The 12,515-nt window shown below is 50.1% G+C and carries 12 protein-coding genes; 4 read left to right on the top strand and 8 right to left on the bottom strand.

Annotated elements, in window-relative coordinates; translation table 11 throughout:
• Nucleotides 1-172: 172 nt before the first annotated feature.
• From IO95_RS09670 to pldB, 3 genes are all read right to left on the bottom strand, one after another.
• The gene (locus IO95_RS09670; protein WP_023492001.1) at nt 173-841 is read right to left on the bottom strand and encodes a cysteine hydrolase family protein; all 669 of its coding nucleotides are present in this window, start codon (nt 839-841) and stop codon (nt 173-175) included.
• A 380-nt stretch (nt 842-1,221) separates the two neighbouring features.
• Nucleotides 1,222-2,022, bottom strand: a complete 801-nt coding sequence (yigL, locus tag IO95_RS09675; protein WP_023492000.1) for a sugar/pyridoxal phosphate phosphatase YigL — start codon at nt 2,020-2,022, stop codon at nt 1,222-1,224.
• 48 nt (nt 2,023-2,070) lie between these two features.
• Nucleotides 2,071-3,069, bottom strand: coding sequence for a lysophospholipase L2 (pldB, locus tag IO95_RS09680; RefSeq protein ID WP_023490750.1), 999 nt, complete (start codon nt 3,067-3,069; stop codon nt 2,071-2,073).
• 339 nt (nt 3,070-3,408) lie between these two features.
• Between pldB and rhtB the strand changes: the two genes are divergently transcribed.
• Nucleotides 3,409-4,029 carry a homoserine/homoserine lactone efflux protein gene (gene rhtB / locus IO95_RS09685; RefSeq protein ID WP_023490751.1) on the top strand — a complete coding sequence of 207 codons (621 nt, stop codon included), beginning with the start codon at nt 3,409-3,411 and terminating at the stop codon, nt 4,027-4,029.
• Between the two features lie 38 nt (nt 4,030-4,067).
• On the opposite strand, the gene rhtC is transcribed toward rhtB, so the two are convergent.
• The 3 genes from rhtC to pldA form a co-directional block, all read right to left on the bottom strand.
• Nucleotides 4,068-4,694, bottom strand: coding sequence for a threonine export protein RhtC (gene rhtC / locus IO95_RS09690; RefSeq protein WP_023490752.1), 627 nt, complete (start codon nt 4,692-4,694; stop codon nt 4,068-4,070).
• A gap of 12 nt (nt 4,695-4,706) precedes the next feature.
• Nucleotides 4,707-6,539 carry an ATP-dependent DNA helicase RecQ gene (gene recQ / locus IO95_RS09695; protein WP_037385075.1) on the bottom strand — a complete coding sequence of 611 codons (1,833 nt, stop codon included), beginning with the start codon at nt 6,537-6,539 and terminating at the stop codon, nt 4,707-4,709.
• A 62-nt stretch (nt 6,540-6,601) separates the two neighbouring features.
• On the bottom strand, nt 6,602-7,480 hold the full coding sequence (gene pldA / locus IO95_RS09700; RefSeq protein ID WP_023490754.1) for a phospholipase A: 879 nt from the start codon (nt 7,478-7,480) through the stop codon (nt 6,602-6,604).
• A 331-nt stretch (nt 7,481-7,811) separates the two neighbouring features.
• Here pldA and IO95_RS09705 point away from each other — a divergent pair, with 331 nt between their 5' ends.
• Together IO95_RS09705 and rarD are read left to right on the top strand one after the other, a co-directional pair.
• Nucleotides 7,812-8,282 carry a thioesterase family protein gene (locus IO95_RS09705; protein ID WP_023490755.1) on the top strand — a complete coding sequence of 157 codons (471 nt, stop codon included), beginning with the start codon at nt 7,812-7,814 and terminating at the stop codon, nt 8,280-8,282.
• A gap of 183 nt (nt 8,283-8,465) precedes the next feature.
• Nucleotides 8,466-9,353, top strand: coding sequence for an EamA family transporter RarD (gene rarD / locus IO95_RS09710; protein ID WP_023490756.1), 888 nt, complete (start codon nt 8,466-8,468; stop codon nt 9,351-9,353).
• On the opposite strand, the gene IO95_RS09715 is transcribed toward rarD, so the two are convergent.
• A complete protein-coding gene (locus IO95_RS09715) occupies nt 9,345-10,406 on the bottom strand; it encodes an AbrB family transcriptional regulator (RefSeq protein ID WP_023490757.1) in 1,062 nt (353 codons plus the stop codon). The genes rarD and IO95_RS09715 overlap by 9 nt on opposite strands.
• A gap of 199 nt (nt 10,407-10,605) precedes the next feature.
• Between IO95_RS09715 and IO95_RS09720 the strand changes: the two genes are divergently transcribed.
• A complete protein-coding gene (locus IO95_RS09720) occupies nt 10,606-12,261 on the top strand; it encodes a hypothetical protein (RefSeq protein ID WP_023490758.1) in 1,656 nt (551 codons plus the stop codon).
• Here IO95_RS09720 and IO95_RS09725 read toward each other — a convergent pair.
• Nucleotides 12,258-12,515, bottom strand: a 258-nt coding sequence (locus IO95_RS09725; RefSeq protein WP_037385062.1) for an integrase core domain-containing protein, incomplete at its 5' end; no start/stop codon positions are given. The two genes, IO95_RS09720 and IO95_RS09725, sit on opposite strands and share 4 nt — an antisense overlap.

Below are 12,515 nucleotides of genomic sequence, written 5' to 3' on the forward strand. Positions count from 1 at the left end.
AATAACAAGCTTGATCGAGCATCTTCATTGATCACGAGTATATATACCCAAGTTCAATGAAGTTGCAGGTAGGCGACAAGTGAGCGAGTCCCTAGGAGCATAGATAACTATGTGACTAGGGCGAACGAACGTAGTCAACAACCCTGCAGCTTCCTTGGCGACGGGTATAGGCTTATTTTTGTAAGCCAGCCACAATAGCGTTGGCATCACTGACCCAGCCAAAAATTGCGCCCTGGGCTTTGATCATTTCCAATGCGTATTTCTGGAACTCTGGGAAATAAGAACCGACACAATCTTGAGGAATAATACATTCGTAGCCACGGTCATTGGCTTCACGTACGGTGGTATTCACGCACACTTCGGTGGTCACACCGCAGACAATCAATGTCTTGATGCCATGATTTTGCAGGATCAAATGCAGGTCGGTCTGGTAGAACGCGCCTTTGCCTGGCTTATCAATCACCGGCTCGCCTGCCTGTGGGTAGAGTTCAGGAATAATGTCATGGCCCGCTTCACCGCGTACCAGAATGCGCCCCATCGGGCCATGGGTACCAATAAAGGTTTGACCGCCACGGGTCAATTTGGCTGGTGGGCAGTCGCTCAGATCGGCACGATGACCCTCACGCGTATGGATCACTAACAAGCCCTGGCTGCGAGCGGCATCGAGGACACGTTTACAAGGTTCAATGGCGCTGCGAACGAAAGAAACATCGTTACCCAGTGCTTCACCAAAGCCACCAGGTTCAACAAAATCTCTTTGCATATCAATCATCACCAGTGCGGTGCTGGCAGGGTCAAAGGGTAGATCGAAGGGTTCTGCATGAAAAACTTGCTGAGTCATGACACATCTCCTACATCGTTGAGATTTCTGGCCTTGAGGCCGACAATTTTGATAGGTAATTTTCAGTATAGTAGGGGGATCAACGGGGGATTTGACAGACAAACGATTTCGCCTGCAGCAACGAAATTTTTGCAACAGACAACCGTATAGAGGATTAATGTGAGATTACTGCAAGTTAGTGCTTTTAATTGCAATTAAATTGATGATAAATCGGCGCTACATATAAAAAAATTGTTTATGAAATGTGCGCTGAATCGCTGGAATCGTATAAAAAAGAGTAAATACCCATACTTTTTTAGGGGCATTTTATTTGCAGGACAGAAACAGCCGGTGTTTTTGCCCTGCAACTTGAATTAAGACCCGCCCCACGCGCAGTGACGTTAACCCAGGAACATCTTGCGCAGATAATGCGGTACTGCGTCATCGGCATTAGAGCCAATCACGTCACGGTCGGGCAAGGTCTCTTTCAGCCGTTGGTGAGCATTTTGCATGATGCAACCTTTACCCGCCATCAACAACATTTCCAGGTCATTCATTCCGTCGCCAAAGGCGATACACTCCTTAAGGGAATAACCAACAATCTTGGCAACAGCCTCCAGCGCATGACCTTTCGACACGCCACCAGCCATCACCTCCAGGCAGTTAGACAGTGAGAAACTGACGTTAACCCGATCACCCCAACGTGCGTTAATGGCATCTTCCAATAACATCAATGGGCCGTGATCAGCACAAGTAAAGTACACCTTGCACACACCGTCAGTTTCCAACAAACCTGGCTCAAACACTTGATACCTAAAGACGGATTCTTGGAAAAACTCTTCCTGTTCCGGGCTTTCACGATTCACAAACCAGTCGTCATTACGGAAAACGTTGGTCAGAATATCTGGGTTGTTATGGACAATGTTATAGAGATCGTGAGCAATATCTTCGTCCAGGTTATGGCTGAAGATCAATTCCCCTTCGGTGTTGTGCACTCGCGCACCGTTGGAAGTAATCATAAATGCACTGATGCCCAGGCTATCGCGGATTTGCGAAACGTCGATATGATGACGACCCGTGGCAAAAACAAAATGTACACCGCGCTGCGTCAATAGCTGCAGAGTCTCTTTGGCGTAAGGGGTCAAGGTATGGTCTGGGGATAGCAGCGTGCCATCTAAATCAGAAGCGACGACGTGATACATAGCAATATGTTTTAACCTCTAGTGTATTGGCGGTAGCAACAGTACTACCTAATAATGAGCAAAGAAACGCAGGATTGCGCCCAGTGCTTCGGCACGCATCGCGTCCTGTTCAAACAGGATCTCATGACGAGCGCCATGGATAATCCACGGTTTGCCCCCTTCGCAAGGGTGCCCCGCATCGGATAACGCCTGACAAAAAGCCCGATGAGAACGGTTGTCTACCACCCGTTCCTCACTGGCTTGCAATAATAGGAGCGGTGTGGTTATTTTAGCGGCTTCGGCAATAATTTGCTGCCCAGCCTGAATACTTTCCCTCACCCAATGATAAGTAGGGCCCCCAATCTGGATTTCCGGGTAATCGGCATAATAGTGCAGGTTACGGCGGTAACGCTCACGGCTATGGGTCAGTGGGTTCACCACATAAGGGAGTGGTCGCCAGCGCCCGGTGCCTACCGCATAATAATCACGCATCGAAGGGTGATTCTCTGCCCAGTTCAGAATCGGGGTAGCCAGCCACCTTGGCATGGGCAAAGCAATACCAAACATCGGTGCACAGAGCGCCGCTGCAGCAAATGCCTGGGGTTCACGGGCCAGAAACTGTGCCAGGATCGCCGCCCCCATGGAGTGAGCCAAGGCAAAATAGTGCTGATAACCATAAGGTTCGACTTGTTGATGATAAAACTGAGCAAAGTCATCGACATAATCAGCAAAATTGACCACATGACCACGGTGTCTATCGGTGAGTATACGCCCGGAACGCCCCTGACCACGGTGATCCAGGATCATGACGTCATAACCTTGGTGAAACAGGTCGTAAGCCACTTCCGCATATTTGAGATAACTCTCAATACGGCCAGGGCTAATCACCACCACTCGCTGATGTACCGGTGAACTCAGCCGGACAAAACGGATAGGAACCCCGGCGACACCAATAAATTCACCTTCCACCCGTTGCTGCCAAAAATCCAGCAATGGCCCGGTAGCAAAAGCAGAGAACTGCTCTTCACGGTTTAACCATTGGGTATCACTGAGCGTCAACAACGTCATTACTGGCCTTCTACGTAGCAGCTAGCCGATACAAAAACCGGCTCAAGATTAATGACACTATACCCAAAATAATTCGAATTGCTTTACAAAACACTGAGCGTTTTGAACAGCACTTGCGCTGGCTCCGATAGGGGCGAACCTCACGGACGAGGCGAGTAACGGCAGGCAACACCCAAGCAATTTGCAGGATGAAGGATATATCGCTTGAAAAACAATAGGTATAACTTATTGTGTCACAAATCAGCCCCAAGTTCATGCAAGTTGCTGCCGGAATATCAGCCAGTCACACCGTTCCGCTAGTTTGCAAACCATGGAAGAACACGTTCAGGAAGCCTGACAATGACCTTAGACTGGTGGTTAACCTATCTGCTAACAACCCTGATCCTGAGCCTTTCCCCCGGTTCAGGTGCCATCAACACCATGAGCACCGGTATCAGCCACGGTTATCGTGGGGCGGTAGCCTCCATTGCTGGGTTGCAGGTGGGGTTGTGCATTCATATTGTCTTGGTGGGGATTGGCCTGGGGGCGATAGTTTCCCAATCGCTGCTGGCATTTGAACTGCTGAAATGGCTGGGGGTGGTCTATCTGATGTGGTTAGGTATTCAGCAGTGGCGATCCGCTGGTGCGCTGGATTTACACACCTTGGCAGGCACCCTGCCACGCCGCCACCTGTTTCGCCGTGCCGTGCTGGTGAATCTGTCCAACCCTAAAAGTATTGTGTTTCTCGCGGCGCTCTTCCCGCAATTTATCATCCCTAACCAACCACAATTAGCTCAGTATCTCATACTCGGGATCACCAGTGTGGTGGTGGATATTATCGTCATGACGGGTTATGCCACGCTGGCCACCCGGATTGCCCGTTGGCTGAAAACACCGCGACAAATGCAATTACTAAACCGCATTTTCGGTTCACTGTTTATTCTGGTGGCGGGGTTATTAGCCACCGCCCACAAGGCATAAGGCATAAGGCATAAGGCGACCAGCAGAACCTAGCCTGGTTAACGGGTAAAGATCAGATGCACACCAAAACCGGTGAACAATACCCCGGCCAGGCCATCAACCCACTTCACCATGCGCTGATAACCTCGGCGCATCTTAGGTAAGGCGAATACCACCGCCACCAAACTAAACCACAGCAAGGTTTCGCCAGTGATCAAGGCGAATAACCCCCAACGCGCACCGGCACCCACCTCTTCCCCAACAAACAGCGAGAACACGCTACCAAAATAAATTACCGCTTTCGGGTTGGAAAGGTTAGTCAACAAACCGCGGATAAAACTGCGCCCAGGTTTCGCTAATACCACTTTCCCCTCGGTTGATTCACAGGGGTGCAGATGGTGGCTACGAGCTGAGCGCAACAGTTGCCACCCCATCCAACACAGATATATCCCCCCCGCCACCATAATAATCTGATGCAACCACGCCATTTTCTGCAGGATCAGGTTCAAGCCGAGTAATGCCACGCCAGCCCAAACCATAACGCCGAGAGTAATACCCACTACCCCCAGCATCGCCTCACGACGCGAACGACTGACTGCAGTTTGAGACACAAAAAAGAAATCCGGCCCTGGACTGATTAACGCCACCAGATGTAGCAGTGCTATCTTCAAAAACAGTATCGACATGCTTGTAGGTCCTTATCTATCTTCATCATCGAGATGCTCGCGGATCACCGCCATAAAAGGGGTCCCAAAACGTTCCAGTTTGCGTTGACCAACACCGTTAACACTCAACAGTTCGCTGGCGTTGATCGGCATCTGCTCCGCCATCTCCAGCAGAGTCGCATCATTGAACACCACATAAGGCGGGATATTCTCTTCATCGGCAATGGATTTACGCAGCTTGCGCAATTTGGCAAATAGCTTGCGATCATAATTGCCGCCATAGGATTTCTGGTTGGCACTACTACGCAATTTAATACGCTGAATTCTTGGCACCGCCAGTTGCAAAGGCAGTTCACCACGCAGTATTGGGCGCGCGGCTTCCGTCAGTTGCAGCGCCGAATACATAGCAATATTCTGCGTAATAAAACCCAGATGAATCAGTTGGCGCAGAACACTGGTCCAGTGCTCAGTAGTTTGATCGCGGCCAATCCCATACACCGGCAGCTTTTCATGGCCAAATTCGCGGATGCGCTGGTTATTGGCACCGCGCAAGACTTCCACCACATAAGCAATACCAAAGCGTTGCCCAACACGGCCTATCACCGACAAAGCCTTGCGCGCATCCTCAAGGCCATCATAACGCTTAGGGGGATCAAGGCAGATATCACAGTTGCCACAGGCTTGCTGACGGCCTTCACCAAAGTAATTCAACAGCACCAAACGGCGGCAGGTTTGTGCCTCCGCAAAGGCCCCCATGGCATTGAGCTTATGGCGTTCGATATCCAACTGCGGACCTGCCGGTTTCTCTTCCAGGCAGCGACGCAGCCAGGCCATATCGGCCGGGTCATACAACAGCACCGCTTCTGCCGGTAAACCATCACGCCCTGCACGCCCCGTTTCCTGATAATAGGACTCGATGTTGCGCGGTATATCAAAGTGCACCACAAAGCGCACATTAGGCTTGTTAATCCCCATGCCAAAAGCTACCGTGGCGACTACCACCTGCAAGTCATCACGTTGAAAGGCTTCCTGCACTTGAGAACGACGGGCGTTATCCAAACCGGCATGATAAGCCGCCACACTCAACCCTCGGCTCTGCAAGCGGGCGGCGGTGTCTTCCACCTTAGCGCGGCTATTACAGTAAATAATGCCACTTTTGCCCCGCTGGTCTTGCACCAGACGCCATAGCTGGTCGAACGGTTTGAACTTCTCCACCAACGTGTAGCGGATATTAGGGCGATCAAAACTGCTGATCTGGATCAGCGGGTCCTGTAACGACAGTAAACGGACAATATCCCGCCGGGTGGCTTCATCCGCCGTGGCAGTCAACGCCAACACCGGCATGGTAGGAAAACGTTGTTTCAACTGGCCTAGCGCCCGATACTCCGGGCGGAAATCATGCCCCCACTGAGAGATGCAGTGTGCTTCATCCACTGCCAGTAATGCGGGTGGGCAATGTTCCAGTAACTCAAAGAAACTGTCCATCACCAGCCGTTCAGGGGCAACATAGAGCAATTTGATCTTGCCGCTACGGCAATTTGCCATCACTTCCCACTGCTGCTCACGGGTTTGTGTCGAATTATAACACGCGGCTGCCACGCCATAGGCGAGCAGTTGATCAACCTGATCTTTCATCAATGAAATTAATGGGGAGACCACCAGCGTCAACCCATCCATCACCAGCGCCGGAATTTGATAACACAATGACTTACCCCCGCCAGTGGGCATTACGACCAGGCAATCCTGACCCGCAATGGTGGCGTTGATAATCGTTTGTTGACCCGGACGGAACTGCTGATAGCCGAAGGTATTACGCAACACCTGCTCTGCTAGCAACTCTTTGTTTATCACTGCTGCGGTTGACACACCCTTCCCCATTTAAACACGACAGCAGTACCCAGTTTGGCACTGCCATCCGCACCACAAAATTACATAATATCGTTAAGCATGACACCAACACCAAACCGTGTCTGTTTGAAGTTGTAATCAATCATCGATTCGCCATAACCACTGAACAGCTGAGTATAGAAACGCACATGAGAGGTGATAGGGTAACTCCAGCCCAGCTCCGCACCACCAAAACCGGTATTCCAGTTATAGTGGCTATTAACACTGACCACACTTTGCCCCAGGGCATAACCTACTTTTAGCCGGTAATACCCCATATACTTGGTGATATCGGGATTATCGTCATTACTATCACTTTCAGAAACACGGAACCAGGGCTTGATATCTACCTGCCAATTGCCGTTCTGCGCCATCAAACGTGCATAACCGCGGTTCCAACTACGGGACGTGGGATCTTCACGGCCATTGGACTGATGGTTAAAACCCACTTCAATATCGCGCAACGTCCAACCAGCAAACTGGTAATCGGTGGCCCAGCCAAGGAAAATTTGGGGTTCATAGTTAGTTTCACGAAACGGCGCTGACTCCTCACTATTAGAAAGTTGCCACCAGGAACGCTGAGTATAGGAAGCCCCCAATAAGGAATTCTCACCGAGAATACCGTTCCAGATGGGAAAGGCCAGGCTAATCTGGAATTTAACCTCATCTTTTTTGGCATTTTGCGACCAACTATAGGATTCTATTGCCTCTTTATTGAGGTCACTGGTATCGGTGTAAATGATATAATTGGGTTCATAAGAATAAAAAGTGAATGGCCCATCATAATGCTGCAACATATTGCTAATAATGCTGCCACGAACCGCGGATGTATTCAGATTCTTTTGCTCAGAAGCCTCATTGGCCGATACGGCTAATGGTGCCAACAACAGCGCCATCAACGCAACAGACATAACGCGCATGATTTGCTCACTCCAGAAATATTAAGAAAAGTTGTGATAAAAACGGATTATTTTACACACAAATCATAGGCGCTGTCCCTTGCTTAATTGCTGATGGTGTCAATGGGCATCCGGTTATGAGCCATTAACTCGTTATGCCGATCATCATTACTGGGCATGTAGCATAAGAAATGCCGCCTTAACCGGATAATCAGTAAAGATGTTGAACATTTTAGTAGATGATATGTTTAGGTGGGACTAGAAAGAAACAAAAAAAAGCATAGAATTAACAAGTGAGCAACACGGATTGGCGAATGCGCCCAGCCACCCTATTCCTCTGAAGGTAATAACCATGTCGCCTACCCCGATGACCGTGGAAGCCGCGCGTCAGAAGATCAGTGAGATTTTTGTCTATCACATGCCATTTAATCGTGAATTGGGGTTGGAATTGCGCCACTTTGACGACGACTATGTGGAGTTGACCTTTATCAATCAACACAAGCTGGTGGGTAATGCCGCACAAAATATCCTGCATGGTGGGGTGATCGCCTCAGTGCTGGATGTTGCCGCCGGATTGGTCTGTGTCGGCAATGTTCTGATACGCCAAGATCCCCTGTTCGAAGAAGAACTGTTGGCCCGCTTGGCACGCATGGGAACTATCGATTTGCGCGTTGACTATTTGCGCCCTGGCCGTGGTGAGCACTTTATTGCCGCCGCCAGCGTGCTGCGTAGCGGTAATAAAGTGTCAGTGGCGCGCGTTGAACTGCATAATCACGACGGCGTGCATATCGCCAGCGCAACGGCTACCTATCTGGTGGGATAACAGCGGGGCAATATGCTCTGTGCCAAACATTGCCCCGCTGCCCTGCTGTTGATCGCTGGCATCAATAGGCCCAACTGGAAACAGACTTTGTAACAACATAACTGTATGTAGATCACAAAATCGGGACACGCTCGGTTAACTACAGTAAAATCTCTGTATCTCAGTTCCTACCCGGTACTCCTTATGGATGCAAACCAGACGCGGCAGGGCATCTTATTTGCTCTGGCCGCTTATTTTATTTGGGGCATTGCCCCGGTCTATTTCAAGTTGATCCAACAAGTACCTGCTGATGAGATCCTGACCCATCGGGTGATTTGGTCATTTTTGTTTATGTTGGTGCTGATATCGCTGGGCCGTCACTGGCCAAAAGTACGAGCGGCATGTCGTAATCCCAAAAAGCTACTCTTACTGGCCGTGACTGCGGTCTTGGTGGGGGGCAACTGGCTACTGTTTATTTGGGCGGTGAATAACCACCATATGCTGGAAGCGAGCCTAGGCTATTTTATCAATCCGTTAGTGAATATCCTGCTCGGGATGCTGTTCTTGGGTGAGCGATTTCGCCGTATGCAATGGTTCGCCGTCGCGTTGGCATTTACCGGGGTGCTGGTGCAATTGTGGCAGTTCGGTTCACTGCCCATCGTCGCTCTGGGGCTGGCTTTCAGCTTTGCCTTTTATGGGCTGTTACGCAAAAAAATCGCTATTGATGCGCAAACCGGTATGTTGGTTGAAACGTTGTGGTTACTACCCGTCGCCGCCATCTACCTGTTCCTGATTGCCGACAGCCCCACCAGTCAGCTCAGTAACAACCCTTGGTCACTAAATCTATTACTGGTGGCTGCCGGAATTATCACCACCGTACCACTGCTGTTCTTTACGGCGGCAGCCACCCGGTTGCGTCTTTCAACCCTTGGGTTCTTTCAATACCTTGGCCCAACCATGATGCTCCTATTGGCTACCACCTTCTACGGCGAAACGATCGGCCTGGATAAATTGGTCACCTTCGGCTTTATCTGGGCGGCGTTAGGGCTGTTCACCCTTGATGCACTCTATACCCAGCGGATATTACGTTGATTGCTCAGGCAAGGCGCGGTTGGAAATAAACCGCGCCATTGCCGGCCCGGTCAACAAAATAGTGAACAGACGAAGTGTCTGCATGGCCATCACAAACGTGATATCAACCCGGCTACCTGCGGCAATAATGGCCACCGTATCCAACCCACCCGGGCTGGTTGCCAGATAAGCAGTTAATAGATCGACAGGCAAAAATAGAGTTAACATCCATGCCAATGCCCCACAAAACAGCATCAAGGCGATAATCGACACCACTATTTGTGGCAAGGTACGCAATGCCAATAGGAAGATTGGCCGGGTAAAACGCAGCCCCACACTCCAGCCTATGACTGTATAAGCCAACGCCAACAACCATTCCGGCAGCTGTAGCATCATGGTGCCGCTAGAGTGTAATGCAGCCCCCAGGATCATTGGTAACATCAGTGCACCAGAGGGAATACGCAAACGTGGCCCTAGCCAGACACCCGCCACAGCAATCCCCATCGTGCCCAGAAAATTCCAATGCAATGCCGGGAACCACTCGAGCGCCACACTACCTTGCCCTGCCTCACTCCCCAAGCTAATACGCACCACCATTGCCGCAGCCGTCGCCACAAACAGCACGCGCAGATATTGCATAAAGGCAACCAGACGGACATCGGCACCAAAATCCCCGGCCATAGCCACCATGGCCGAAGCCCCGCCGGGTGAAGTTCCCCAAGCGCCAGTCGGCCCCGGTAACCCGCTAAAGCGCATCAGACACCAGCCGGAAAACCCGCTAGCCAATAGTGTAGAGAGCAAAACCAGTAACACCAGTGGCCAATCTTGCAGTAACGGCGTCAGAATATCGGGAGATAGGCTTTGAGCAATCATGCAGCCTAACACGGCTTGTGAAACAACAAAGTAATGGGTGGGAACACGGACCGATGCCCCCAGCAGGCCCATCACGACGCCAACAATCATCGGCCCTAACAGCAGAGCAGCGGGAAAGTGGAAGAATTGCAGTAACCCTCCCAATAACAATGAAACCAGTAGCAAGATAATCCATTGAATAAATTTAGGAAAATTATCCATAATGCCCTATGTTTTTTTCATTAATCGTATACTCGTCACCAATACTTATGGAAACCCCACCGTGATCACCGCTAGATTGATTCAGTTGGTATAGCCAATCAATCAAATTTTCTACTTTTTTATTTAAAGACAAACGAGACCAAAACCACGAAAATATCGTATATCCAAGCCCATATTTAAAAGATCGCAGGAAGGCCCAGTGCAACGCTCAGAAATAACCTCATATGCGTTTAAAGATGGACAAATCGATTTCCTTGCCGCCATCATTGTCAGCCCTAGCCGCAAAGCTGAAGACCTTTATTTATCTTATCTAAACTATGTGGGTGAACAACGCGCAGGGCGATTCGCTGCGCTGTGTGACCAATGTCTACAAGCTGGCTGGATACGCACCAACACACATCAAGAGAAAACGTTTATTCACCTCACCGCGGATGGCTGGTGTTTTGCTCTGCTCGCTGCTCAGAACACCTCACAAATCCGATTAAACCAGGGCTTACGCAACACGGTACGCGTACCGGAGGCCCATTACGCTCGCTTGTATGCCGCTTGGTTTGCACCGCACTATCTTTGGTCGGTAGATACGGAGCTACTTGAACAAAGCGTCAATGATGGTTTTTACCTGATGTCACAAAGTGATCAACTTTGGTATTTAGCCAACACCGCTGACCTTGTCAAAGGTGCTGGGGATTACTTTCTCGCGACCTACCTGCGGATGTCACTGGCCGCCACCACACCCGCCACCTATAAAACCCTGCATTCCTTGATATCAAACGTGGCGAAAAGAGCGTTGCCGATTCAACTGAGCCAAGATGCGGGCCTTTTTTCGCACAACCCCAGCCAAGCCCAACACTTCCTAGCCCCCCTTGACGAACACTATTTAGCTCGGCGTGAACTGCTGTTCCCGCTCACTCCCCGAACTAAACTCAGCCTTTCGTACTTGATCGATCTGTTTATTATCCAATGTCTGCGCCCTGAATTACTCCAAAACAGACTGGAACAGCTTGAACAGTTGGAGCTGGCAAGTGATTATTCCCTGGGTTTTTTCCATTGGCAAAAGGTCTTCAACTATCTGCAGTTGAGCGAAGATACGCTGGTGTCTCGGTTTTACGATGCGCCAATGTGGCTCGAGTCGGTATGTACCCCACAGGGTATCGCTTGGGGACAATTGGTTCTGGATTTGCTGCAAATGTGCCGAGTCAAAACACGCCCAGAGTTGCGACAATTTTTCAAAGCCTTGGCTCAGCATCCACTAGCGGAGCATCTTGACGCCTCTAGTGCGCCAAACAAATTTAACCTCGCGCATATGGCCCAACGCCTTTTTGCTTATTTGACCGACCAAGAAACCGGCCAATACCGTTACATTGATAAACCCGATATGTGGCAAATATGGATCACAGAAGTAGCCACTACATTGCACAACCCGAAAGAGCAGCAAAATGAACGTTTAGCTTGGATGATTACCGAGCACGAGACCTTGTTGGTGAAGTTGCAAAAACGGGGCAAAAAGGGCTGGAATCTTGGGCGAAAAGTCTCTCCACACAGCCTTAAATATGAACACAACCTTGCTTTGAGCAGTATTGATCTGGCGATTGCCGAACATTTGCAACGCGGCCAGGATTACTGGAGCGACGTATTTAAGCTCACCCCCAGCTTGCTCATGTTGTTATCGCAAAGTGAGAACGTGTTTAACGCAACTGGCGAACCGCTGCGTTTGGTCGCGGAACCGGCCCTGGTGGTGCTTGAAGAACAAAGCGGGCAGCTCGTGCTGCAATGCTATCCAACGGCGACAAAGCAGAACAAAGCCTTGTTGCAGCTGTTCTTGACCCGCCATCTCCAGACAGCTTTTGTATCTTAAGTTAACGATGCCCGCTGGCGTCGGTATTCTCTCGGGGAGTGATATCCCAACGCACTATGCGGATGATTTTCATTGTAATGATTGAACGCCGCCGCAAGATTCTGCAGTGCCGTTCTCACATTCGGTTTTGGCATGAACGCGATGTAGTCTTCCTTCATCGTTTTCACGAACCGCTCTGCCATTCCGTTACTTTGCGGGCTACTTACTGCTGTTGTACACGGTTCCAGATTCAACTCTCTGGCGAACTTCCTTGT

The organism is Serratia sp. DD3, assembly GCF_000496755.2.